Raw genomic sequence first — 23,778 nt, forward strand, 5'->3', positions numbered from 1 at the left:
GCGGCTGCCATAATCGAGCGCCTGATCGCGGAGTCATCGCCATGCAGATCGACGAAGAGCTGACCCTGAAAAAGCTCGAGGTCTTCCTCACCTTCATGCGCAGCTGCAACATGGGCAAGGCCGCGGCGGAGCTCAACACCAGCAATGTCAGCGTGCACCGCGCCATACACTCGCTGGAAAGCGCCCTGCGCTGCCCGCTGTTCAAGCGCGAGGGGCGCAACCTGATCCCGCTGGAAAGCGCCTTCGTCCTCGAGGAACGTGCCCAGCAGCTGGTCAAGGACGTGCTCGAGACGGTGCGCCGCACCCGCGAAGCGGCCGGCTTCTCCGCCGAGCGCTTCAAGCTCGGCGCGCTCTATTCGTTGACGGTCAAGACCGTGCCGCAGCTGATCATGGGCCTGAAGCTGCGCCGCAGCGAACTCAACATCGACCTGATCCTGGGCTCCAACGTCGACCTGCTCTACAAGCTGAAGAACATGGAGCTGGATGCGATCCTCGTGTCGCTCAACGAGAGCGTCGCCGACCCCGACTGCGAGCAGGTCGAGCTGTTCTCCGACGACATCTTTCTCGCCGCACCAGCCGATTCGCCCTTTGCCGAGCAGGCCGAGGTCGATCTCAGTGATCTGCGCGACGCCACCTTCATCACCCTGTCGCAGGGCTTCGCCACCCATCAGGACGGCCGGCGGGTGTTCGAGCTGGCCGGCTTCGAACCCAAGGTGGCGATGCAGGTGAACGACATCTTCACCCTGCTCAGCATGGTCAATTCCGGGGTGGGCTACGCCCTGCTGCCGGGGCGCGTGGGCATGGTCTACGAATCGCGCGTGCGGCTGATCCCGTTGCAGGCGCGTTATCACCTGCAACAGCACATCGGCGTGGTGTTCCTCAAGGCCAAGGAGCGCGACCCCAACCTGCTGGCGCTGCTCGCCGAATGCCGGATGTATGCGCGGCGTGCGCTGGAGCACAACGGCCACGGCACACCGTAGGGTGGAAAACCCGCGCAGCGGTTTTCCACGCGTCGCCATATGGCCAGCCGGATCGGGGGGATGGCTGCCGAGCGGTGGAAGAGGCTTCGCCGTCTTCTACCCTACGTCCGCTGTGTTGGGCAACGTAGGATGGATAACGCGAAGCTTATCCACGCAGCCTTTGGCAACGTCGCAGGATCACGATGACGCCGATGCCTCGTGTGGATGCTCAACGCCACGGTGGAAGAGGCTTCGCCGTCTTCCACCCTACGTCCGCTGTGTTGGGCAACGTAGGGTGGATAACGCGAAGCTTATCCACGCAGCCTTTGGCAACGTCGCAGGATCACGATGACGCCGATGCCTCGTGTGGATGCTCAACGCAACGGTGGAAGAGGCTTCGCCGTCTTCCACCCTACGACTGCATGACTAGGCGACGGCTGTCTGCCCGGACGCGACCGGAGCGGGCCGGCCCAGGCTTTGCGCCACCACATCGCCGACCATGTCCGCGGTGATCGCGCTCAGCGTCCAGCCCAGGTGCCCGTGGCCGGTGTTGTAGAACACGCACGGCGAGCTGCCGCGGCCGACCTTGGGCATCATGTTCGGCATCATCGGGCGCAGGCCGGCCCAGGGCACCACGCTGCGGGTGTTGACGCCGGGGAAGCACTGGTTGACCCAGTCCACCAGCGGGCGGATGCGATCGGCACGGATGTCACGGTTGTAGCCGTTGAACTCTGCGGTGCCGGCGACGCGGAAGCGGTCGTCGCCCAGGCGGCTGCTGACCAGCTTGGTTTCGTCGTCCAGCAGGCTGACGGTCGGAGCCGAGGCGCGGCTGACCTCGTCGGTCAGGTTGACGGTGATCGAGTAGCCCTTGACCGGGTAGATGTTCACCCGGTCGCCGAGCTGGGCTGCCAATGCACGGCTGGCGGTGCCGGCGCAAACCACCAGGCCGTCGAACTCCAGCCGCTCGTCACCGCCAACGCCAGCGAGGATCACGCTGGCACGCTTGCCGTCGCTGGCCACCGACTTCACATCGGCACCGTAGCGGCAGCGCACGCCGAGCCGCTCGATGGCGGTGGCCAGGCCGTGGGTGAACTTGTGGATATCACCGGTGGAATCGCATTCGGTGTAGTAGCCGCCGTAATAGGTGCCGGCCAGGGTCGGCTCGATGGCACGCATCTCTTCCGGCGTCACGCTGCGCCGCGGCAGGCCGCCTTCGGCGAGCAGGCGTGAAACCTCAGCGGCATGATCGAAGCCGGCCTTGTCGCGGTAGATGTGCAGGATGCCCTTCTTCTTCAGGTCGAAGTCGATGCCTTCGGCTTCGGCCCAGGCGAACAGATGCTCGCGCGCGGCGATGGCCAGCCGAGCAGTCTCGACGGTGTTCTTGCGGTAGTTGGGGATCGAGCCGATGAACTCGGCGAACCAGGAGAGCTTGTGCCAGCTGGGCTTGGGATTGACCAGCAGCGGCGCATCGCTCTTGAGCATCCACTTGAGGCCCTTGACGATGGTCGACCAGTGGTTCCAGACCTCGGCATTGGACGCCGACAGCTGGCCGCCATTGGCGAACGAGGTCTCCATGGCCGCGTAGCGGTGCTTTTCCAGCAGGGTGACCGAGAAGCCGCGCTTGGCCAGGGCATAGGCGGTGGTGACGCCGGTGATGCCGCCACCGATGACTGCGATTGTTTTCATTGTTGCGCTCCAGAACGTCAGGGGGTCATAGCCCGTGCGCCCAACGCGCGGCGGGCGCCCCCTCTGTTCTGGACCTGAGAGATTCACGAGCGCGTGACGCGGCTCGCTTGCTCCTTCGGTGCGCCCGGCGACGAAAACCGGGCGGCTCTTCAGAGTGTCAGCAGTGATAGCGGTCCTTTTGCCTGAGAGTTTCCGGGGCGGTTGCTCCTTCGGCGCTGCCATGCGGCAGTCTCTCCCGCTAGCACATCGACCCGCGCCCGCTGCCTGCGGCAATCGGTCGCGAATCGAGGGTTACCCTGCCAGAAAAAACCGTTGCTGTAACCCCCGGCTTTGGCCTGGGGCCACGCGGCGCTCTTGCGGGCCTGTGCCAGGGCGTGCAGCCGTCGTAGGGTGGATGGCCTCAGCCATCCACGCGGTGAGGGTTACGCGCAGCCTTTTCCACCTTTGCTGCTGCGTCTCAGCCGAGCAGCCCGCGCATGACGAAGAACAGCAGCGACGGCCCGAGCAGGCAGCCCAGCGCGGTATAGAACGCGGCGGTCAGGCAACCGTAGGGCACCAGCTTCGGATCGGTGGCCGCCAGGCCGCCGGCCACGCCGCTGGAGGTGCCGATCAGGCCGCCGAAGATCACCGCCGAGCGCGGGTTGTTCAGGCCGATCAGCGGGGCGACGAAGGGCGTGGCCACCATCACCAGGATCGCCTTGACCAGGCCGGCGGCGATCGACAGCGCCATCACCTCGGAGCTGGCGCCAATCGCCGCACCGGTGACCGGGCCGACGATGTAGGTCACCGCACCGGTGCCGATGGTGGTGAGGCTGACCGCATCGGTGTAGCCGAAGGCGATGGCCACCGCGACACCGGCGATGAACGAGGAGAACACCCCGACGAACAGCGCCAGCACACCGACCATCCCGGCGCGCTTGAGCTCTTCGACGCTGACGCCGAAACCGGTAGCGACGATGGCGAAGTCACGCAGCATGGCGCCGCCGAGCAGGCCGATACCGGAGAACAGGGCGATATCCACCAGGCCTTTCTGCCCGCCGGTGACCACGCCGCCGATGTAGGAGAGCAACAGGCCGATGAGGATGGCCACCGCCGAGCCGTGCAGACGGCCCTTGGTGAGCTTGTCGGACAGCCAGTAGGACAGCCACATGGTTGCGCCGATGAGGGCGAAGCCGCTGATCATGCCGTAGCCGGTGACCACTTTCATGAGCGATTCGTACATGGCCATTACCCCCGTGCGCTGCTGGCGGTGGGCTTGGCGGTGGCAACCGGCTCGGCCTCAGACTTTTTTCGGCCGATGCGGTCCAGCACCGGGACCAGGGCGAAGGCCAATACCACCGCGGCGATGCCGGCGAGAATCGCCATCGGGCCGCCGGACAGCGCGCCGTAGACGTTCTGCTGCGCGGCCATGGCGACCACGATTGGGATGTAGACGGCGCTCCAGAACTTCACGCCCTGTTCGGTTTCCGGCTTGAACAGGCCGCGGTTCTTCAGGTAACTGCCGACGAGGATGAGCAGCACCATGGCGATGCCGACACCACCGACGTTGGCCGGTACGCCGATCAGCTTGCCGAGCAGCTCGCCGACGAAGATGCCGGTGAGGGTACACAAGGCCAGGAAGGCCACACCAAAGATGATCATTGTTCTTGTCCTTTTGGTTGCGCCGGCCTGCAGAGGGCCTGGCGCGTGTTGTCGAGGTCGTTGTTGTTATCCATCGATCAGCGGGCGAGTCAGGCGAACGCGCCCTTATGCACGTGTTTATCGGCTCCGGCTGCCCTCCTGACGCAGCAAGGCGTCCAGTGTGTCGAGCCGGGCGCCGTCGAAGGCGGCCAGCGTACCCTGTTCGAAAACCCGCCGCGCCAGGCCGGTGAGCACCTGGCCCGGGGGCAGTTCGATCTGCAGACGCACCCCGCGCTCGTAGGCGGTGCGCAGGGTGCCGTGCCAGTCGACGACGCGGCACATGTTGAAGGCGAGGTCGTCGCGCAGGCGCTCGCTATCGAATATCGGGCGTGCGGACGAGCTGCTCAGATAGCGAATTTGCGGAGCGCGCAGGCTGACGCCGGCGAAGGCTTCGGCCAGCTCACGCGCCGGCTGCTCGAGCAACGCGCAGTGCGATGGCACGCTCATCGCCAGACGCCGCGCACAGGAGGCACCGAGGGCCTTGGCGCGAGCGGCGACCGCGGCCATGGCGGCATCGCTGCCGGCGATGACGAGCTGGTTGTCGGCGTTGATATTGGCCAGGTAGACGGGCGCCTTGGCCTCCGCCAGCAGGCCTTCGACCGTGCTCAGCGACAGACCGAGGATGGCGGTCATGCCATAGCCGTGCGGGTAGGCCTGCTGCATCAGCTCGCCACGCAGCGAGACCAGCCGCACCGCATCGCGATAGTCCAGTGCCCCGGCGACCACCGCTGCGGCGTAGGCACCGATGGACAGCCCGGCGACGTAGTCCGGCCGCTGGCCATCACGCATCAGCAGGCGCGCCCCGGCGACCCCGGCGATCAGCAGGCAGAGCTGCACGGCACGGGTCGATTGCAGCGCCTCGGCCGAATCGAGCAGCAGCGCATCCTCACCCAGCACCGCACTGGCCTGCGTCAGGCATTCGTGCACTTCGGGCTCCTGCGGCAGGCGCTGGAGCATGCCGGGTTTCTGCGCGCCCTGGCCGGGAAAGGCGAACAGGCTGCTCATGCGGCACGCTCCGCGACCCAGGGATCGCTGACCAGGCGCGGCCCGGCGGCGGTCTTGAGCAGCACCCGCGCCGCGCCGCCGGCCCATTCGCTGAGCGCCACGCCGCCGAGCGGGGTTTGCAGTTGCAGGTCGACGCGGCAGGCGCGGCCTTCCAGCAGCTGCAACAGCGGCCGCGCCTCGCTACGCGGCAGCGGTTGTTCGGCCCTGAGCAGCAGGTCGAGATCGCTGTCCGGATGCGCCGCCGGCAGTCCGCTGGCGAGCTGGAAGCCCGCCGAGCCGGTGACGCCCCAGACGTGCCCCAGCGCATCGAGCAGCGGGCGCAGTTCGGCGAGCACGCGGAACACCGGCAGGTCCTCGACAGCCTGGCGCCCGCGCATATCCTCCGGCGCCAGCCGGCGGCTGATCGCCGTGAGCGGCATCGTTGCGGCCAGACGCTGATCGCGCGTGGCACCACGCAGGCCGACCGCCACCTGTCCCGGCGCGACGACGGCACGCCGCACCACCACCGGCTGGCCAGCGGCGAGCACGGCGAGCGCCCAGGCCGGGGCATCGGCCGGCAACTGCTCGGGGCGCATGCCCCAGAGCAGGTCGTGGGGCCGCGGATGTTCAGGCTGGTACATGGCAGTCTCCTGCTCTTGTTGTTGGTTGCCGGGTTACCGGCGGGGCCGGCGGCCGCTTCGACGGCCGCCAGCCGTTACCACTGCGCGCGCAACAGTTCGCGCACCCTGGACGACGCGGCGCGGTTCGGCGCGCCGAGGCGGCCGCGCAGGTCGCTGCTGCTGCCAATGTCCGCGACGGCCTTGATCAGGCAGTCGCGCACACGCGCCAGGTCATCCGCCGAGGGCTGCTCGATGCTGTCCACGGCGAGGGTTTCCCAGAGCAGGCCGAGGGTCGCGTAGTTGTCGATGTCGTAGGCCATCGGCGGCACCGATTCAGCCAGGGCTTCCAGCTCCTCGACGCTGCGCAGGGTGATGCGCGCCGCGGCGGCCTTGCCCATGGCATGCACCATCACGCCCGGATCGCGCAGGGCGATGATCCGCTGGGCCTGATAGCCGTGGGCGAGAAAGGCGCCGGACATGGCCTTGCCCACCAGCAGCGCGATCACCGGGTGCCCGGCCAGCCGTGCGCGGGCATAGCCGTCCACCGCACCGGCCAGCGCCTGGTGAATGCCCAGCGCCTCCTCGCGGCGGCCATAGGCCTGGCTCGGCACATCGACCACGGCGACCACGACGCGCTTGTCGGCCTTGTGGCGATCCGCCTCGATCACCTCGTCCAGCGCCTGGCCCAGCGCCCAGCCTTCGAGCAGGCCGACCTCGCCATGGCGCGCGCGCGGGAAGGGATTCGCGGCGTCCGGCACCACGGCGATATAGCGGGCGGCGCGCTTACCGAGCGTGCCGTCGACCACCTTCAGCGAGGCCGGATAGCCCGCCAGTACCTGACCGCCGTCCAGGGCTTGCAACCAGTTCAGTCCACGGCTCATTGGGCATCTCCTTCGTAGAGGGCACGCACGGCGGCGGCATCGAGCTGCGTGCGGGTGTCGACGTCGGCCAGGCGCTGGAGGAACCAGGCGTGGCGGCGGCTGCGCGGCTGCAGCGGCTTGCCGAGGGCGAACAGTTCGTGCAGTTGCGCGCGGATGGCATCGGTGTCGTCGGCCACGTAGGCGTCCACCAGACCCGAGGCGTAGCGCTGCTCGCCGCCGGTCAGGCTCCAGATGAAGGGCCGGTCGCGCGAGTCGTACTCGTCGAGGCCGGCTTCCTGTTCGATCACCTGCGGACCGTTGAGGCCGATGCGCGCCTCGCGGGTGGCGATCAGGTAGCTGCACAGGCCCGAGGCGATGCCCATGCCGCCGAAGCAGCCGACCGAACCGGCGACCACGCCGATCACCGGCTGGTACTCGCGCAGCTCGACGATAGCGGCCTGGATTTCGGCGATGGCCGCCAGGCCCAGGTTGGCTTCCTGCAGGCGCACGCCGCCGGTTTCCAGCAGAAGCACGGCGCGGGTGGGGATGCCGTTGCGGTTGTCTTCGGCAGCCAGTTCCAGCGCGCCGGCGATCTTCGCGCCGCCGACTTCGCCCATGCTGCCGCCCTGGAAGGCGCCTTCGATGGCGGCGATCACCGCCGGCTGGCCGTCAAGGGTGCCCTTGGCGACCACCACGCCATCGTCGGCCTGGGTGACGATGCCCTGCTTCGGCAGCCAGGGCGAGGTGACGCGGTCGAACGGATCGAGCAGTTCGCGGAAGCTGCCGTCATCCAGCAGCGCGCGGGCGCGATGGCGCGCACCGAGTTCGACGAAGCTGCGCGACTCGAGTAAACGGGCCACGGTGTTAGCGGACATATCAGTCATGGCCGACCTCCTCCAGTCCCTGCTCCAGGCGCAGACGCACTACGCCGGGTGTGGCCCCAAAATCGTGGATGTCGATGTTCAGCGCCGGCAGGTTCTGCTCGCGGAACATCCGCTCGAACAGGTTCTTCCAGCGCTGCTCGGCACCATTGACCGAGGTGACCACCTGGATCGCCAGCTTGCCGGCCTGGCCGGGCTGCAGCAGCACTTCCAGATCGCCCGAGCCGACCACGCCGACCAGGGCCTTGCCACGGGCGGGCTGCCCGGCGGCGAATTCGAAAGACAGGGTTTCCATGTTCAGTTGCTCCCAGTCGGCGCCGGCGCATGCGGCGCCAGGCGGTCGAGGAAAAGGGTGGCGGCCAGCAGGTCGGCGGCGCCGCCCGGCGAGGCATTGAGGGCGAGCATGTCGCGATCGAGCAGGCGCAGCTGGCGACGACCGGCGAGGCTGGCGGCACCACCGGCTTCGAGCACGGCACGGGCACCGGCCTGCATGCGGGTCAGCCCTTCGAGGCCGGCGCGGTGCAGCACGCAGGTGTCGCTCAGGCTGCTCATGATCGCCAGCAGTGCATCGAGCCTGGCGTTCTGCTCACCGACGCCGGCGCGGCGACTGGCCAGCAGTTGCGGCAAGCCGTGCGCGATGACCGCGGGAAAGCCGTGCTGCGCCTGTTCGCGGGCGCCGAGCACGCCGTAGCGACGGCAGACCCGCGCGCCGTGGCTGTCCGGGTTGTGCGGCGCGGCCGGGTCGTCCAGCCGCGCCAGGGCGGCCGCGCTGGCGGCGATCTCGCCAGCCGAAGCGCCGCTTTCCAGCATCGCCGCCGCGCTGAGCAGCCCCAGCGCCCAGATCGCGCCGCGATGGGTGTTGACCCCGACGGTGACGCGCAGCATCTCCGCTTCACCGTCGCGGCCCAGCTGGCCGAGCGTTTCCCGCAGCGCCTGGCTGACCCGGCCTTCGCTCCGCGCGGCATCGGCCATGGCGGCGAACGCCGGCCACAGCGATTGCGCCGAGGCGTGCATCAGACCCAGATGCAGATCGTCGTGCGCGCCGTTGCCACGCCGGTCGACCAGCCCCGGCTTGGGCGACAGGTCGGCCTCGTCGACCAGCGCCTGCACCGCCAGATCGGCCAGGCGCTCAGCCAGCGTCGGCTGCGCCTGTCTTGCAATGAGTGCGCTCATCACCAGCTCCTGAACTTGGCAGGCGGGTTGTAGAGGCCGCCGGACCAGTCGACCAGCTCAGCGATGCTTTTGGCCGCGAGCAGCTCGCGGGTCGCGTCGTTGCGGCGGATGCCGAGGTCTTCCGGCAGGGCGATCAGCCCTTCGCGGCGCATGCGCTCGGTGTCTTTCGGGTTGTGCCGCAGGCCGATGCTGGTGACGCCGGCCACCGCGGCGATCATCGCCTGGCGTTCCTCCAGCGAGCGGGCCTTGTACAGGTAGGCGATGCCTTCCTCGGTCAGCAGATGGGTGACGTCGTCGCCGTAGATCATGATCGGCGCCAGCGGCATGCCGCTCTTCTTCGCCACCTCGACCGCGTCGAGCTGTTCGACAAAGGTGGGTTTGCCACCCTCCTGGAAGGTCTCGACCATCTGCACCACGAGCTTCTTGCCGCGCTCGAGCATGGTCACCGGGGCCTCGCCGCCGGGCATGGCCATGTCCAGCCAGGCCGGGGTCGGGTGACGGCGACCGCGCGGGTCGTGGCCCATGTTCGGCGCGCCGCCGAAACCGGCCAGGCGGCCACGGGTGACGGTGGAGGAATGGCCATCACCATCGACCTGCAGGGTGGCGCCGATGAACAGGTCCACGGCGTACTGCCCGGCCAGCTGGCACATCATGCGGTTGGAGCGCATCGAGCCGTCGCGCCCGGTGAAGAACACGTCCGGGCGCTGGGCGATGTAGTTCTCCATGCCCAGTTCGGTGCCGAAGCAATGCACGCTCTCGACCCAGCCGGTCTCGATCGCCGGGATCAGCGTCGGGTGCGGGTTGAGCGTCCAGTTGCGGCAGATCTTGCCTTTCAGGCCGAGGGATTCGCCGTAGGTCGGCAGGATCAGCTCGATGGCCGCGGTGTTGAAACCGATGCCGTGGTTGAGCGACTGCACGTTGTGTTTTTCGTAGATGCCGCGGATCGCCATCATCGCCATCAGCACGTGCACCGGCTTGATATGGCGCGGGTCGCGGGTGAACAGCGGCTCGATGTAGAACGGCTTGTCCGCCACCACGACGAAATCGACCCAGCTCGCCGGGATGTCCACGCGCGGCAGCTCGTCGACGATTTCATTGACCTGGACGATGACGATGCCGTCGCTGAAGGCGGTCGGCTCGACCAGCGCTGGGGTGTCTTCGGTGCTGGGGCCGGTGTAGATGTTGCCGTGGCGATCGGCCTGGAAGCCGGCCACCAGCGCGACGTTGGGGATCAGGTCCACCAAGAGGCGCGAGTAGAGTTCGATGTAGGTGTGGATGGCGCCGACTTCCAGCAGGCCGTCTTCGAGCAGCTGGCTGATGCGCAGGCTCTGCGGACCGGCGAAGGAAAAGTCGAGCTTGCGCGCGATCTGCCGCTCGAACAGATCCAGGTGCTCGGCGCGGCTGACGCTCGGCATGATCATGTGCAGGTCGTGCAGCTTGCCGGGGTCGGCCTTGGCCAGGGAGCGGGAGAGGAAGTCCGCCTGCTTCTGGTTGTTGCCCTCGAGCACCACCCGGTCGCCAGGGGCGATCAGGAGTTCCAGGGCCTCGACGATCCGCTCGCTGGGCAGTACCACGCCATCGGCGAGGCTCTGCACCTGATCGAGACGACGGGCCTTTTCAGCGCGACGACGCGACCACTGCGGCGGTGGGGAGATTGTTGTTGTCATGGCGACTCCACAGGTTTTCCGCTTTGTGGAGCGCACAGTAGGGAGGTGACCGAGGGGTCATCAATCAAGCTCGAAAGGCGTTCGTTACGCTTTTCGTAACGATGACTCGCGGCGCAGGCTTCAAGTCCGTTCGTGATGCCGCGGCAGGCCCAGGGAAATCAGCGCGGCCAGCAGGACGAAGGCGGTCGACACCCACAGGCAGGCCGCCAGGCCATGGGCCTGGAACACCCAGCCCGAGAGCAGAGTGCCGAGCAGCCGGCCAAGGGCGTTGGACATGTAGTAGAAGCCGACGTCGAGCGACACCCCGTCCTCGCGGGCGTAGCTGACGATCAGGTAGCTGTGCAGCGAGGAGTTCACCGCAAACAGCGCGCCGAACAGCAGCAGCCCGCCGATCAGCAGCGGTTGCGCCGGCAGTGCGCTGCCCAGGCCGAGGGCGATCAGCGCGGGCAGCAGCGCCAGCAGCGCGGCCCAGACAAAGGCGGCACGGCCGTCCGGCACCCGGCCGCGACGCTTGCCGGTCAGATGGGGGGCGAATGACTGCACGATGCCGTAGCCGATCACCCAGGCGGCAAGAAAGCCGCCGACCTGCCAGAAGTCCCAGCCAAAGGTCGCGGACAGGTACACCGGCAGCGCCACCACGAACCAGACGTCGCGCGCGCCGAACAGGAACAGGCGGGCGGCCGAGAGAATGTTGATCGCCCGGCTCTTGGACAGCAGCTCGCTGAACTTGGGCTTGTGCCTGGCCCTGCCCAGGTCCCGGTTCAGCAGCACGAGGCTGGCCAGCCAGACCAGCGCCAGCACCGCGGCCATCGCCAGCACCGCCCCGGCGAAACCGAGCAGCGCCAGCAGCGCGCCGCCGAGGAAGAAGCCGACGCCCTTGAGCGCGTTCTTCGAGCCGGTCAACAGCGCCACCCACGTGAACAGCGTGCCCTGCTGGCCGTCCGGCAGCAGCAGCTTGATCGAGCTCTTGGCGCTCATCTTGTTGAGGTCCTTGGCGATGCCGGACAGCGCCTGCGCCGCCATCACCCAGGGCACCGTGAGCAGCGCCGCCGGCACGGTGAGCATCAGCAGCGCCACCACCTGCAGGCCGAGGCCGATGTTCATCGTGCGGTTCAGCCCCAGCCGCGCACCCAGCCAGCCACCGACCAGGTTGGTGACCACGCCGAAGATCTCGTAGAACAGGAACAGCGCGGCGATCGCCAGCGGGCTGTAGCCCAGGCCGTGGAAATGCAGCACCACCAGCATGCGCAGCGCGCCGTCGGTGAGGGTGAAGGCCCAGTAGTTGCCGGTGACCACGAGGTACTGGCGGATTTCGGGAGAGAGGCGGGTGAGAGCGTGCATAAGTAAGTCCGGCCTGGCCTGGGGTGGAGACAGGTGGAAAAGGCCTAGGGCCGTTTTCCACCCTACGAGTCCGTGTGGGCAGGCGCCGTGTGGAAGTGGACTTGCCCGCGATCGGCTGCGCACCGATCCCGAAAGCCAGCGTAGGGCGGGAAACTCGCGCAGCGATTTCCCACCGCCAAGGTCTCGGGTGAAAAAGGCCGGAGGCCGCTTCCCACCCTGCGCCTCACTCGGCCAGGCCGACCTTGCGCGCCAGCTCGACGGTGCGGTTGGCGTAGCCCCATTCGTTGTCGTACCAGGCGTAGAGCTTCACCTGAGTGCCGTTGACCACCAGGGTCGACAGCGCGTCGATGATCGACGAGCGCGGGTCGGTGCGGTAGTCGATCGACACCAGCGGGCGCTCCTCGTAGCCGAGGATGCCCTTGAGCTCGCCCTCGGCCGCGGACTTGAGCAGCTGGTTCACCTCCTCGGCGGTGGTGGCGCGCTCCACTTCGAACACACAGTCGGTGAGCGAGGCGTTGGCCAGCGGTACGCGCACGGCGTGGCCGTTCAACCGCCCGCGCAGCTCGGGAAAGATCTCGGCGATGGCGGTGGCCGAGCCGGTAGTGGTGGGGATCAGGCTCATGCCTGAGGCGCGGGCGCGGCGCAGGTCCTTGTGCGGCTGGTCGAGGATGCTCTGGGTATTCGTCAGGTCGTGGATGGTGGTGATCGAGCCGTGGCGGATGCCGAGGTTCTCGTGGATCACCTTGACCACCGGCGCCAGGCAGTTGGTGGTGCAGGAGGCGGCGGTGACGATGCGGTGCCGGGCGGGGTCGAACAGCCCGTCGTTGACGCCCATGACCACGTTCAGCGCGCCGGCTTCCTTGACCGGGGCGCTGACCACCACGCGCCTGACGCCCTGATCCAGATAGCCCTCGAGCACGGCGACGCTCTTCATCTTGCCGCTGGCCTCGATCACCAGGTCGCAGCCGGACCAGTCGGTATCGGCAATCGCCTTGTTCGCGGTGACCCGGATGCGCTGGCCATCGATCAGCAGGCCGTCACCGTCGCTGCCCGCCTCGTGCTGCCAGCGGCCGTGCACCGAATCGAAGTTGAGCAGATGGGCGTGGGTCGCCGCGTCGCCGGCCGGGTCGTTGATCTGCACGAACTCCAGCTCCGGCCAGCCCCAGGCCGCGCGCAGCGCCAGCCGCCCGATGCGGCCGAAGCCATTGATGCCTACCTTGATGGTCATGAAGCGCTCCTCGAATCAGGCGCCACGCGGCGCGAAGATGATGATGGCCATGCCGGCGAAGGCCACGGCCGAACCCAGCAGATCCCAGCCCGTGGGCCTTATGCCGTCGACCAGCCACAGCCAGAGAATCGCCGCGCCGATGTAGACGCCGCCGTAGGCCGCATACACCCGCCCGGCCGCGGTTGGGTGCAGCGACAGCAGCCAGGCGAACAGCGCCAGCGAGACCGCCGCCGGCAGCAGCAGCCAGGCGCTCTTGCCCTGGCGCAGCCAGAGATACGGCAGGTAGCAGCCGACGATTTCCGCCAGCGCGGTGAAGGCGAACAGGGCAAAGGTCTTCAGCATCAGGCCGCTCCGTTCAGATCGAACGCTGGTTGACCCGCGCCGACAGCGCCTCGGCCGACTCCTTGCGTTCGGAATAGCGCTCGACCAGATAGTCGGCACGCCCGCGCAGCAAGAGGGTGAACTTGACCAGCTCCTCCATCACGTCGACCACCCGGTCGTAGTAGGCCGAGGGCTGCATGCGCCCGGCCTCGTCGAATTCCCGGTAGGCCTTGGCCACCGAGGACTGGTTGGGAATGGTGAACATGCGCATCCAGCGGCCGAGCACGCGCATCTGGTTGACCGCATTGAACGACTGCGAGCCACCGCAGACCTGCATCAGCGCCAGGGTCTTGCCCTGGGTCGGGCGCAGCGCACCGAGCGTCAGCGGGATCCAGTCGATCTGCGCCTTGAACACCGCGCTCATCGCACCGTGGCGCTCCGGCGAGCACCACACCTGGCCCTCGGACCAGAGCACCCACTCGCGCAGCTCCTGCACCTTCGGGTGCGTATCGGGCGCATCGTCCGGCAGCGGCAGGCCGGAGGGGTCGAAGATATGCGTCTCGCAGCCGTAGGCCTGCAGCAGGCGCGCGGCTTCTTCGGTCAGCAGGCGGCTGTAGGAACGCTCGCGGCAGGAGCCGTAGAGCAGCAGGATGCGCGGCGGATGCGCCGGCTCATCGGCGGCGCCGAGCCGTTGCAGGTCTGGCTGCTGCAGCAGCTCGGCATCGAGGTTGGGTAGATCGTGCATGGCGGCTCCGGTGGTTTCAGCCGCACAGCGAGGCGCGGCCGGGGCGTTCGCTCATCCCCGCCAGCCGGCGTGCCTGCGGGTCGAGCCAGTGGCGGTTGGAATCGAGCATCAGCGTGAGCAGGTCGTGCACCCAGTCCGGCAGGTCCGGGTGCAGCCGGTAGTAGACCCACTGGCCCTGGCGGCGGTCGGCGAGCAGGCCACTGCTGCGCAGCTGGGACAGGTGGCGCGAGACCTTTGGCTGGCTCTCGCCGAGCGCGCCGACCAGCTCGCAGACGCACAGCTCGCCTTCGCGGGCGACCAACAAGGCGATGCGCGCACGGGTCTCGTCGGCCAGGGCCTTGCAGAGCAGCGGCGGGGTCAGGTGTTCGGTCATCGTCATGGCCATTCGCGGCCAGGGCCGCGGTCGGAAATCGGTCGGTACCGCCCGCGCCGTCGATTCAACACGCGGGCACGGCAGAACATACGGAAAACCATATATGGTGTAAACCCTGTCAACTCAAAGCTCGGGGTAAACCTGGCGGCGGTTCCATACGCGTTGGGGAATACGGTCGTTCGGCGCCGCACCGCTGCCCGCCGGGCGCCTTGACGCTTTCTTCACCCGCCCTTGACGAATCCTTGATCCGTTGACGGCTAACCTGGCCGCCCGCTCCCGCCACGGCCTCTATCATGCGCGCCCACGCTCCCCTGCCCCGCTTCGCCCGTCCCTGGTCCGGCCTGCTATTGGCCGCGAGCCTGCTTGGCGCCAGCAATCTCTGCCTGGCCGGCGACCTGGGCTCCTGGCAGCACTGGACAGACTCGGCGAGCCGCGCTGCGCTAGACGGCGGCACCTGGGTCCCCCTCGCCGGCGCCGCGATCATCGCCGCCGGCGGCTGGGACCATGCCTGGCAACGCTCGGCGGCAGAGCACGGTTATCTGTTCGGCGAGGATGGCGAAGACGCCAGCAACGACCTGCTCACGGCCAGCACCCTCATCTACGCCGCCAGCGCCCTGACCGCCGCCCCCGAGGGCGAGACGTTCACCGATGCGCTGGCCTGGAAAGCGGAAAACCTTGCCGTGTTCGTCGCCAGCAAGGGCGCGGTGGATGCCTTGAGCGGCGAGATCAAGGAAGCCTCCGGGCGTGATCGCCCCGACGGCGTCCCCGACGACGCCTTTCCCTCCCGCCACGGCGCGACGAGCGCGGCGCAGACCGCCATGACCCGGCGCAACCTGGACTACATCGACATGGACCCGGCCCTGCGCGACGCCGCCAAGGTCGGCCTGCATGCGCTGGATGGGCTGACCGGGCTGGCGCGCATCGAAGCCGACCAGCACTACCCGACCGACGTCCTGGCCGGCATCGCCCTCGGCAATTTCGTCTCCAACTTCGCCTTCAACCTGCTGCTCGAGCCCGGCGCGGCGCCGCGTTACTCGCTGGCCGTGCTGCCGGAACAGGGCGGCTACACCGTGCAGACGCAGTTCGCCTTCTAGCCACGCGCTCGAACCCTGCCTGGATCAATGGACGGCCCGCCGCCGCGCGTTAGGCTGACACCCATCATCAGCAAGCATGCGCCGCCAGACAGAGCGGCGCCGGGGGTGCCCATGTCCGAACCGTCAGCAGATCGCCCCGCAGAACCGGCCTTGCCGGCTGCCCAGGGCCAGCCCGGCAAGCCTTCGCTGTTCGCACATCTGCTCGGTTTCTGGCATCAGCAACGCGGGCAGGCGCGCCTGCTGCTCGGCATGTGCGCGCTGTTCGCACTGATCTATTTCCTGCCGCTGGGCCAGCCACGCTTCGAGAATGCCGTGCTCGAGGGGCTGCGGCTGACCCAGTGGTATGCGCGCGAGCACGTGATCCTCTGCCTGCTGCCGGCGTTCGTCATTGCCGGCGCGCTGGCGGTGTACATCAGCCAGGGCGCGGTGATGCGCCACCTCGGGCCGAGCGCGCCGAAGCCGGTGGCCTTTGGCGTCGCCTCGATCTCCGGCACCCTGCTGGCGGTGTGCTCCTGCACCGTGCTGCCGCTGTTCGGCGGCATCTATCGCCGCGGCGCCGGCCTGGGGCCGGCGATCACCTTTCTCTACGCCGGGCCGGCGATCAATGTGATGGCCATCGTGGTGACGGCCAAGGTGCTTGGCGCCGAGCTGGGCATCGCCCGCGCCGTGGGCGCGATCCTCTTCTCGGTGCTGATCGGCGCGATCATGCAGCTGCTCTACCGGCGCGAGGAAAGCGCCCGCGCCGCCAAGGGCACGCGCGGCTTCGCCAGCGACGGTGACGGCCATCCGCTGGGCGACGTGGTGGCGCTGTTCGGCCTGATGATCGGCATCCTGGTGTTCGCCAACTGGGCGCAGGCCGACAGCGCCGCGTGGATGGCCGTGCATGCCTGGAAATGGCCGATCACCGCGCTGCTGGCCGCGCTGCTCGGCCTGCTGCTGGTGCGTCGCTGGCAGTGGGCACCCGGGCCGCTGCTGGTGCTCGCTGCGCTGGTCGGGCTGGCCGCGCTGCTGCGCCCGCAGTGGCCGGAGCTGGCGATGCTGATCGGCATCGGCGGGCTGATGCTGCAGGCCAGCCGCGAGAACGCCGCCGGCCAGGAATGGGTCGCGCAGAGCTGGGACTTCACCCGGCAGATCGTGCCGCTGCTGCTCGGCGGCGTGCTGATCGCCGGCCTGCTGCTCGGGCGCCCGGGGCACGAGGGGCTGATCCCCTCGCACTGGGTGGCCTGGGCGGTGGGCGACAACAGCCTCGCCTCGACGCTGATCGCCGCGGTGCTCGGCGCCTTCATGTATCTCTCCACGCTGACCGAGGTGCCGATCGTCGAGGGCCTGCTCGGCGCAGGCATGGGCAAGGGCCCGGCGCTGGCCCTGCTGCTGGCCGGCCCGGCGCTGTCGATCCCCAACATGCTGGTGATCCGCACCGTGCTGGGCACGCAGAAAACGCTGGTGTACTGCCTGCTGGTGGTGGCGATGGCCACGCTCACGGGCTATTTCTACGGCCAACTGTTCTGAGGAGAACGCGATGAAACTGACCGTCTACGGCTCCGGCTGCGCCAAGTGCCAGCAGCTGACCCTCAACGCCGAGGCCGCGGCGCGGCGCCTGGGCCTGGAGTTCGCGGTGGAGAAGGTCACCGACGTCAACGCCATCATCGATGCCGGCGTACTGCGCACCCCGGCCCTGGCGGTGGACGAGGAGATCCTCGTCGAGGGCAAGGTGCCGAGCAGCAGCGAACTCGAGGCGCTGCTCGGCGGCTGAGACGCCCGCTTACTGGTCGCGGTCGATGTTGAACGGCGACCAGGCCTGGCGGGTGGGCATCACTTCCAGGCGGTTGATGTTGATGTGGTCCGGCAAGGTGGCGACGTAGAAGATCTGCTCGGCAATGTCCTCGGCCGTCAGCGGCGTGGTGCCGCGGTAGAGCCGGTCGGATGCCGCCTGGTCGCCCTTGGTGCGGACCAGGGTGAACTCGGTCTCGGCCATGCCCGGCGCGATGTCGGTGACACGCACGCCCGTGCCGAGCAGGTCGCAGCGCAGGTTGTAGCCGAACTGCTCGACAAAGGCCTTGGTCGCGCCGTAGACGTGCCCGCCCGGGTAGGGCCAGTGGCCGGCCACCGAGCCGATGTTGACGATGCTGGCGCCCGCGCCGGTGCCGATCAGCGTCGGCAGCAGGGCATGGGTGACGTTGACCAGACCGGTGACGTTGGTGTCGATCATGGTGTGCCAGTCCTGCAGATCGACCTGCTGCGCGGGCTGCGGCGCCAGCGCCAGCCCGGCGTTGTTGACCAGGCAACGCACCTGGCGGAACGCCTCGGGCAACTGCTCGACCACGTCGCGCACGGCGCCGGCGTGGCGCACGTCGAGGGTGGCGATGTGCACCGGCACCTTGGCCGAGAGTTCCTCGCGCAGTTCTTCCAGACGCTCGCTGCGCCGCCCGGTCAGCACCAGCGCCCAGCCGGCTTCGGCGAAACGGCGGGCGGTGGCACGGCCGAAGCCGGAGGTGGCGCCGGTGATGAATACGATCTTCTGGGTCATGGGTCTTCCTCTGTGGCGGGCGGGCCGCTGCTGTAGGGCAGGGCCACGAGATAAACGGGCTCCAGCTTAGGGGCGTTCGCCGAACAGGCAAAGCCTTGCGTGCGCTGTTCGCCCAGGACGTCATCGCGCCGTCACCCCGCGGTCGCCGGCCTGCAACACGCCTGCGCTAGCGTCAGGCATGGCGGCCCTGCCAGCGCCCTTCGACGCCGGCGCACCCGCCTCCCCGCTGAGATGACGACCGATGAACCGCCCGCTACCTTCCGGCTTGCTGCAGCCGGCCTTCGACGATCCCGTGCTGGAGGCACAACGCTGCTTTCGCGCCGCATTCACCGCCCTCGCCCGCCCCGGCACGCGCCATGCGCTGGCCCCGGTGCCGGCACCCGCACCGTTGCAGCCGGCAACCTACGCCCTGTGCCTGAGCCTGCTGGACCGGCACACGCCACTCTGGCTGGCACCGGCCTTCGATACGGCGGCGATCCGCGCCAACCTGGCCTTCCATTGCGACTGCCCGCTGGTCGAGGCGCGCGACGAGGCGCTGTTCGCCCTGCTCGATGGCGCCGCACTCGAGGACCTGAGCGGCTTCTACCACGGCAGTGAGCGCTGCCCGGAGCAATCCTGCACGCTGCTGGTTCAGCTCGAGCGCCTCGAGCGTGGGCCGGCGCTGGCCTGGCGCGGGCCGGGCATCGAGGGGCAGCGGCTGGTCGGCCTGCCGGTTCCGGCCGCATTCTGGCCACAACGTGCGAGGCACGACATTGCACCGCGCGGGCTGGACGCCCTGTTCTGCGCCGACGGCGAGGTGCTCGGCCTGCCCCGCACGACACGCATCGGGCCCTCGCTCGAGGCGGTGGCCTGAACACCACCGGGCCCGTTCCACGGCGACCGGGCCGGCCTCTATACTGCCCGCCCGCCCCCATTCCGGAGCCCCTCGATGCAAGGCCGCCTGATTTATCTGATCGGCCCGTCCGGCGCCGGCAAGGACAGCCTGCTCGAAGCCGCCCGCGAAGCGCTGGCCGCACGCCAGGTGCGGATTGCCCGCCGCGTCATCACCCGCTCGGCCGAGGCGGTTGGCGAAGCGGCGCATGCGGTGACCCTTGCCGAGTTCGAGCGCCTGGAGGCCGAGCAGGCGTTTGCCCTGGCCTGGCGGGCCAACGGGCTGGCCTATGGGATTCCCGCCCGGATCGATGCCTGGCTGGCGAACGGCGAGCATGTGCTGGTCAACGGCTCACGCGGCCACCTGCCCGAAGCCCGACGCCGCTACCCGGACCTGCTGGCGATCCTGCTCGGGGTGGAAGATGAGGTCCTGCGCCAGCGCCTGCTGGCCCGCGGCCGGGAGACTCCCGCCGAGATCGAGGCGCGCCTGGCGCGAAACGCGCTATTCGCTCAGGCGGCCGACAACTGCATCATGCTGGACAACTCGACGGCGCTGGCCGACAGCGTCGTGCGCCTGCTGGCGCTGATCGACGACAGGCTCGGCGGCCGCTGAGGGTTCGGCGGGCCGGGTCAGCGCCCCGGCTGCGGGCGGAAACCCGGTACGCCCTCGGGCCGCTCGATGCGACCGGCCGGCAGGGTGCAGTTGAGGTCGCGGTACGGCCGGCCGTCGAGGCGCTCCCAGCCTTCACCGGGCGAGCTCTGCCGGCAGATGACGGTGCCGTCGACCTTGCTCTGCCACTTGTAATAGGGCGCAGGGGCGGCCCACGCCAGGCCGGCGCAGAGCAGCAGCAAGACCAGCGGCAGCACGCGCATGGCAGACCTCCAGCAAATACAGTGGCGCCACTTTAGCGGGCCGTGCAGCAGGCGCAAGCACCCTGACGGCCGGGCCGATGCGCGGGATTCTGCCGACGCCCACCCGGCAATCGGCGGATTCTTGCCGATTGCTTGCGCGCGCGTGCCGCCAAAGCGCCATCCCAGAGCATCCGGGCAGGCTGGCATGGCTTCTGCTATGCCTAGAACAGCTCGATGCGATCCTCCAACGACAAGAAGCGCTGCCAGCGAACCGCCTGTCCTCCCGCCGCCCCTTCCTGTCGTTGCGCAACGGCTCACTGCGCCGGCTCTGCGCTGGCGCCATCAATAAAAACGAAACGGAGATGCATCCATGAGACTGACCAAGCGCCTGGGGCTGCTCGCAGCCGCCGCGGCCTTCACCGCCAGCACCGCCGCCGTTGCCGCGCCAACCTTCATCAACATCCTCACCGGGGGCACCAGCGGGGTGTACTACCCGATCGGTGTGGCGTTGTCGCAGCAGTTCGACAAGATCGAGGGTGCCAAGACCTCGGTGCAGGCCACCAAGGCTTCGGTGGAAAACCTCAACCTGCTGCAGGCCGGTCGCGGCGAGCTGGCGTTCGCCCTGGGTGATTCGGTGGCCGATGCCTGGAACGGCGTCGAGGATGCCGGCTTCAAGGCACCGCTCAAGCGTCTGCGCGCGCTCGGCGGTACCTACAACAACTACATCCAGATCGTCGCCAGTGCCGATTCGGGCATCAAGACGCTGGACGACCTCAAGGGCAAGCGCATCTCGGTCGGCGCGCCGAAGTCCGGTACCGAGCTCAACGCCCGCGCGATCTTCAAGGCCGCCGGCCTGACCTACGAGGACATGGGCCGCGTCGAATTCCTGCCCTATGCCGAATCGGTCGAGCTGATCAAGAACCGCCAGCTGGACGCCACCCTGCAGTCCTCGGGCCTGGGCATGGCCGCCATTCGCGACCTGGCCAGCACCATGCCGGTGACCTTTGTCGCCATCCCCGAAGCGGTGGTGACGAAGATCGGTAACGCCGCCTACCAGCCGGGCACCATTCCGGCCGGCACCTATGACGGTCAGGACGCCGACGTGCCGACCGTGGCCGTGACCAACATCCTGGTCACCCACGAGAAGGTCGCCGACGACGTGGTCTACCAGATGACCAAACTGATGTTCGAGAACCTGCCGGCGCTGAGCAACGCCCACGCCGCGGCCAAGGACATCAAGCTGGAAAACGCCACGAAGAACCTGCCGATCCCGCTGCACCCGGGCGCCGAGCGCTACTACAAGGAAGTCGGCGCGCTCCAGTAAGCCGACCCGCGCCGAGCACAGGGGCCGCCGCACGGGCGGCGCGCCCCTCCCGGCTGTACAAGCAGGCTTGCCCGCGTGGTCTCGTCGGCAAACCTGCTTCTACAGGCACCTTCCAGCAAGAGATCCGATTCCATGAGCGAAAGCAAAGGGCTGCACGCCAGCCCCAGCGAATGGCCCAGGGCGCTGTTCTACGTCGCGCTGCTGTTCTCCATCTACCAGATCGTCACCGCGGCGTTCCATCCGGTGACCAGCCAGGTGCTGCGTGCCGGGCACGTCGGCTTCCTGCTGCTGCTGGTGTTCCTCTGCTACCCCGCCCGCGGCGACGGCCGGCCATTCCAGCCCCTGGCCTGGCTGCTCGGCCTGGCCGGCTTCGGCACCTTTATCTATCAGTGGTATTTCGAAGCCGATCTGATCCAGCGCTCCGGCGACCTGACCCCACTCGACATGGCCGTCGGCCTGACCCTGATCGTGCTGGTATTCGAGGCCGCGCGACGGGTGATGGGCATCGCCCTGCCGATCATCTGCGCTCTGTTCCTGGGCTACGGCCTGTTCGGTGAGTACCTGCCGGGCGACCTGGCGCACCGCGGCTACTACCTGGACCAGATCGTCAACCAGCTGTCGTTCGGGACCGAAGGCCTGTACGGCACGCCAACCTACGTGTCGGCCACCTACATCTTCCTGTTCATCCTGTTCGGCTCGTTCCTCGAGCAGGCCGGGATGATCAAGCTGTTCACCGACTTCGCCATGGGCCTGTTCGGCCACAAGCTCGGCGGCCCGGCGAAGGTGTCGGTGGTGTCTTCGGCGCTGATGGGCACCATCACCGGCTCGGGTGTGGCCAATGTGGTCACCACCGGGCAATTCACCATTCCGCTGATGAAGCGCTTCGGCTATCGCCCGGCCTTCGCCGGCGGCGTCGAAGCGACCTCCTCGATGGGCAGCCAGATCATGCCGCCGGTGATGGGCGCTGTGGCCTTCATCATGGCCGAGACGATCAACGTGCCCTTCGTCGAAGTCGCCAAGGCCGCCCTGCTGCCCGCGCTGCTCTACTTCGGCTCGGTGTTCTGGATGGTTCACCTGGAAGCCAAGCGCGCCAAGCTGCACGGCCTGCCGAAGGATGAATGCCCCAACGCCATGGCCGCGGTGAAGGAACGCTGGTACCTGCTGATCCCGCTGGGTGTGCTGGTCTGGCTGCTGTTCTCCGGCCGCACGCCGATGTTCGCCGGCACCATCGGCCTGGCGCTGACCGCCATCGTCATCCTCGGCTCGGCGATCATCCTGCGGGTGTCGTCCAAGGCCATGCGCTTCGCCTTCTGGATCGCCCTCGGCCTGCTCTGCGCCGGCTTCTTCCAGCTCGGCATCGGCGTCATCTTCGCGGTGATCGCGGTGCTGGTGGCGGTGTGCTGGTTCATCAAGGGCGGCCGCGAGACCCTGACCATCTGCCTGCATGCGTTGGTCGAAGGCGCCCGCCATGCGGTGCCGGTGGGCATCGCCTGTGCGCTGGTCGGGGTGATCATCGGCATCGTCTCGCTGACCGGCGTGGCCTCGACCTTTGCCGGCTACATCCTGGCGATCGGCCGCGACAACCTTTTCATCTCGCTGATCCTGACCATGCTCACCTGCCTGGTCCTCGGCATGGGCATCCCGACGATCCCGAACTACATCATCACCAGCTCCATCGCCGCGCCCGCGCTGCTGGATCTGGGCGTGCCGCTGATCGTCTCGCACATGTTCGTCTTCTACTTCGGGATCATGGCCGACCTCACGCCGCCGGTGGCCCTGGCCTGCTTCGCCGCCGCGCCGATCGCCAAGGAGCGCGGGTTGAAGATCAGCCTGTGGGCGATCCGCATCGCCATCGCCGGCTTCATCGTGCCGTTCATGGCGGTCTACGAGCCGGCGCTGATGATGCAGGGCGACAGCTGGGCCGCGACGTTCTACATCCTGTTCAAGGCGGCCTTCGCCATCGGTCTGTGGGGCGCCGTGTTCACCGGCCACCTGGAACGCTCGCTGAGCTGGTGGGAGCGCGCCCTGGCGTTTGCCGCCGGTGTGGCGATGATCATGTCGATGCCGATCAGCGACGAGATCGGCTTTGCCCTCGGTGCGCTGTTCCTCGTTCAGCACGTCTGGCGCGCCCGCCGTGCCGAGCCGGTTGCCGCATGATCGGCCTCTGTCTCGGCCTGGCGGGGGCGGTCTGGGCGCAGCTGCCGACCGCCGACTTCACCCTGGCGTGGAACCACACCATCGAGAAGATCCGCTGGGAAGAGGATTACCGCGTGACGCCGAGCGGGCTGCTGCTCGGCGAAGCGCGGGTCAAGGGTTCTGGCGCCGGGATGGAAATCCCGGATGACGCCGAACTGCGCGACGGGGCCTGGCACTACCAGCGCCGGATGCCGCCGTTGCAACCCCTGCGTGTGGGGCGAACCCCCGAAGCGGGGGACTACCAACTGTGCTTCGACCAGCGTTGCCACGCGATGAGCGAATGGCTGGGCCCGCCACAAGCGGACCAGCCCGCGCTGGAGCTCTGGAGCTGCGAGCTCGCCGCCCCCGGAGCGTCCTGATCTGCCGCGGGTCACCACGCCCGCCGGATCGGGCGGTG

General features: G+C 68.4%; 26 protein-coding genes and 1 riboswitch. Of the genes, 9 read left to right on the forward strand and 17 right to left on the reverse strand.

All coding sequences use genetic code 11. The annotated features are described in order from the left end of the window. Positions 1 to 41 precede the first annotated feature (41 nt). On the forward strand, positions 42 to 980 hold the full coding sequence (locus AC0KXH_RS19325; protein WP_041108877.1) for a LysR family transcriptional regulator: 939 nt from the start codon (positions 42 to 44) through the stop codon (positions 978 to 980). A gap of 405 nt (positions 981 to 1,385) precedes the next feature. Here the strand turns inward: AC0KXH_RS19325 and AC0KXH_RS19330 are convergent, their stop codons facing one another. The 15 genes from AC0KXH_RS19330 to AC0KXH_RS19400 all read right to left on the reverse strand — a co-directional run bounded on the left by AC0KXH_RS19330 (position 1,386) and on the right by AC0KXH_RS19400 (position 14,518). Then, the gene (locus AC0KXH_RS19330; protein ID WP_458992052.1) at positions 1,386 to 2,645 is read right to left on the reverse strand and encodes a D-amino acid dehydrogenase; all 1,260 of its coding nucleotides are present in this window, start codon (positions 2,643 to 2,645) and stop codon (positions 1,386 to 1,388) included. 160 nt (positions 2,646 to 2,805) lie between these two features. After that, positions 2,806 to 2,893, reverse strand: a riboswitch (glycine riboswitch). 209 nt (positions 2,894 to 3,102) lie between these two features. After that, positions 3,103 to 3,867, reverse strand: coding sequence for a malonate transporter subunit MadM (gene madM, locus AC0KXH_RS19335; RefSeq protein ID WP_061339912.1), 765 nt, complete (start codon positions 3,865 to 3,867; stop codon positions 3,103 to 3,105). Positions 3,868 to 3,872: 5 nt separating this feature from the next. Further along, complete coding sequence (madL, locus tag AC0KXH_RS19340) at positions 3,873 to 4,286, reverse strand: malonate transporter subunit MadL (protein WP_488223894.1); 414 nt, start codon at positions 4,284 to 4,286, stop codon at positions 3,873 to 3,875. A gap of 117 nt (positions 4,287 to 4,403) precedes the next feature. Further along, positions 4,404 to 5,330, reverse strand: a complete 927-nt coding sequence (gene mdcH, locus AC0KXH_RS19345; protein ID WP_488223895.1) for a malonate decarboxylase subunit epsilon — start codon at positions 5,328 to 5,330, stop codon at positions 4,404 to 4,406. After that, a complete protein-coding gene (locus AC0KXH_RS19350; RefSeq protein ID WP_488223896.1) occupies positions 5,327 to 5,950 on the reverse strand; it encodes a malonate decarboxylase holo-ACP synthase in 624 nt (207 codons plus the stop codon). The genes mdcH and AC0KXH_RS19350 overlap by 4 nt, the downstream gene beginning before the upstream one ends. A 74-nt stretch (positions 5,951 to 6,024) precedes the next feature. Continuing rightward, positions 6,025 to 6,810, reverse strand: coding sequence for a biotin-independent malonate decarboxylase subunit gamma (gene mdcE / locus AC0KXH_RS19355; RefSeq protein ID WP_488223897.1), 786 nt, complete (start codon positions 6,808 to 6,810; stop codon positions 6,025 to 6,027). Then, positions 6,807 to 7,673 carry a biotin-independent malonate decarboxylase subunit beta gene (locus AC0KXH_RS19360; protein WP_488223898.1) on the reverse strand — a complete coding sequence of 289 codons (867 nt, stop codon included), beginning with the start codon at positions 7,671 to 7,673 and terminating at the stop codon, positions 6,807 to 6,809. Before AC0KXH_RS19360 ends, mdcE begins: the two co-directional genes overlap by 4 nt. Further along, positions 7,666 to 7,965: a malonate decarboxylase subunit delta gene (locus AC0KXH_RS19365; protein ID WP_488223899.1), complete on the reverse strand. Its 300-nt coding sequence runs from the start codon at positions 7,963 to 7,965 to the stop codon at positions 7,666 to 7,668. Before AC0KXH_RS19365 ends, AC0KXH_RS19360 begins: the two co-directional genes overlap by 8 nt. A 2-nt stretch (positions 7,966 to 7,967) precedes the next feature. Further along, a complete protein-coding gene (locus AC0KXH_RS19370) occupies positions 7,968 to 8,843 on the reverse strand; it encodes a triphosphoribosyl-dephospho-CoA synthase (RefSeq protein WP_488223900.1) in 876 nt (291 codons plus the stop codon). Next, positions 8,843 to 10,510, reverse strand: coding sequence for a malonate decarboxylase subunit alpha (gene mdcA / locus AC0KXH_RS19375; RefSeq protein WP_061338193.1), 1,668 nt, complete (start codon positions 10,508 to 10,510; stop codon positions 8,843 to 8,845). Before mdcA ends, AC0KXH_RS19370 begins: the two co-directional genes overlap by 1 nt. 120 nt (positions 10,511 to 10,630) lie before the next feature. Then, positions 10,631 to 11,851: an organoarsenical effux MFS transporter ArsJ gene (gene arsJ, locus AC0KXH_RS19380; protein ID WP_488223901.1), complete on the reverse strand. Its 1,221-nt coding sequence runs from the start codon at positions 11,849 to 11,851 to the stop codon at positions 10,631 to 10,633. 223 nt (positions 11,852 to 12,074) lie between these two features. After that, positions 12,075 to 13,079, reverse strand: coding sequence for an ArsJ-associated glyceraldehyde-3-phosphate dehydrogenase (locus AC0KXH_RS19385; protein WP_488223902.1), 1,005 nt, complete (start codon positions 13,077 to 13,079; stop codon positions 12,075 to 12,077). Between the two features lie 15 nt (positions 13,080 to 13,094). Then, positions 13,095 to 13,421: a YnfA family protein gene (locus tag AC0KXH_RS19390; protein ID WP_043222751.1), complete on the reverse strand. Its 327-nt coding sequence runs from the start codon at positions 13,419 to 13,421 to the stop codon at positions 13,095 to 13,097. Between the two features lie 13 nt (positions 13,422 to 13,434). Then, positions 13,435 to 14,145, reverse strand: a complete 711-nt coding sequence (gene arsH / locus AC0KXH_RS19395) for an arsenical resistance protein ArsH (protein WP_488223903.1) — start codon at positions 14,143 to 14,145, stop codon at positions 13,435 to 13,437. A 16-nt stretch (positions 14,146 to 14,161) separates the two neighbouring features. Beyond that, on the reverse strand, positions 14,162 to 14,518 hold the full coding sequence (locus tag AC0KXH_RS19400) for a metalloregulator ArsR/SmtB family transcription factor (RefSeq protein ID WP_488224629.1): 357 nt from the start codon (positions 14,516 to 14,518) through the stop codon (positions 14,162 to 14,164). A 293-nt stretch (positions 14,519 to 14,811) separates the two neighbouring features. Between AC0KXH_RS19400 and AC0KXH_RS19405 the strand changes: the two genes are divergently transcribed. The 3 genes from AC0KXH_RS19405 to AC0KXH_RS19415 all read left to right on the forward strand — a co-directional run bounded on the left by AC0KXH_RS19405 (position 14,812) and on the right by AC0KXH_RS19415 (position 17,365). Next, entirely contained in the window at positions 14,812 to 15,612 is an 801-nt protein-coding gene (locus tag AC0KXH_RS19405) for a phosphatase PAP2 family protein (protein WP_224109146.1), read from the forward strand. Between the two features lie 111 nt (positions 15,613 to 15,723). Continuing rightward, complete coding sequence (locus AC0KXH_RS19410) at positions 15,724 to 17,121, forward strand: permease (RefSeq protein ID WP_488223904.1); 1,398 nt, start codon at positions 15,724 to 15,726, stop codon at positions 17,119 to 17,121. A gap of 10 nt (positions 17,122 to 17,131) precedes the next feature. Continuing rightward, positions 17,132 to 17,365, forward strand: coding sequence for a thioredoxin family protein (locus tag AC0KXH_RS19415; protein WP_041110283.1), 234 nt, complete (start codon positions 17,132 to 17,134; stop codon positions 17,363 to 17,365). Between the two features lie 9 nt (positions 17,366 to 17,374). Here the strand turns inward: AC0KXH_RS19415 and AC0KXH_RS19420 are convergent, their stop codons facing one another. Next, positions 17,375 to 18,139: an SDR family NAD(P)-dependent oxidoreductase gene (locus tag AC0KXH_RS19420; protein ID WP_043222757.1), complete on the reverse strand. Its 765-nt coding sequence runs from the start codon at positions 18,137 to 18,139 to the stop codon at positions 17,375 to 17,377. 241 nt (positions 18,140 to 18,380) lie between these two features. On the opposite strand from AC0KXH_RS19420, the gene phnH reads away from it, so the two are divergent. Together phnH and phnN are read left to right on the forward strand one after the other, a co-directional pair. Then, positions 18,381 to 18,992: a phosphonate C-P lyase system protein PhnH gene (phnH, locus tag AC0KXH_RS19425; protein ID WP_043222760.1), complete on the forward strand. Its 612-nt coding sequence runs from the start codon at positions 18,381 to 18,383 to the stop codon at positions 18,990 to 18,992. A 75-nt stretch (positions 18,993 to 19,067) separates the two neighbouring features. Next, positions 19,068 to 19,622 (forward strand): phosphonate metabolism protein/1,5-bisphosphokinase (PRPP-forming) PhnN, encoded by a 555-nt coding sequence (phnN, locus tag AC0KXH_RS19430; protein WP_488223905.1) that lies wholly within the window; start codon positions 19,068 to 19,070, stop codon positions 19,620 to 19,622. A gap of 17 nt (positions 19,623 to 19,639) precedes the next feature. Here phnN and AC0KXH_RS19435 read toward each other — a convergent pair whose 3' ends face one another. Further along, positions 19,640 to 19,882, reverse strand: coding sequence for a hypothetical protein (locus AC0KXH_RS19435; protein WP_043222766.1), 243 nt, complete (start codon positions 19,880 to 19,882; stop codon positions 19,640 to 19,642). Between the two features lie 349 nt (positions 19,883 to 20,231). Between AC0KXH_RS19435 and AC0KXH_RS19440 the strand changes: the two genes are divergently transcribed. The 3 genes from AC0KXH_RS19440 to AC0KXH_RS19450 all read left to right on the forward strand — a co-directional run bounded on the left by AC0KXH_RS19440 (position 20,232) and on the right by AC0KXH_RS19450 (position 23,740). Then, positions 20,232 to 21,185, forward strand: coding sequence for a TAXI family TRAP transporter solute-binding subunit (locus AC0KXH_RS19440; RefSeq protein WP_061338185.1), 954 nt, complete (start codon positions 20,232 to 20,234; stop codon positions 21,183 to 21,185). A gap of 132 nt (positions 21,186 to 21,317) precedes the next feature. Next, positions 21,318 to 23,342, forward strand: coding sequence for a TRAP transporter permease (locus tag AC0KXH_RS19445; protein ID WP_043222769.1), 2,025 nt, complete (start codon positions 21,318 to 21,320; stop codon positions 23,340 to 23,342). Then, positions 23,339 to 23,740 (forward strand): DUF1850 domain-containing protein, encoded by a 402-nt coding sequence (locus tag AC0KXH_RS19450; protein ID WP_041110290.1) that lies wholly within the window; start codon positions 23,339 to 23,341, stop codon positions 23,738 to 23,740. Before AC0KXH_RS19445 ends, AC0KXH_RS19450 begins: the two co-directional genes overlap by 4 nt. Positions 23,741 to 23,778 lie beyond the last annotated feature (38 nt).

Source organism: Stutzerimonas sp. CXK-1, assembly GCF_057738225.1.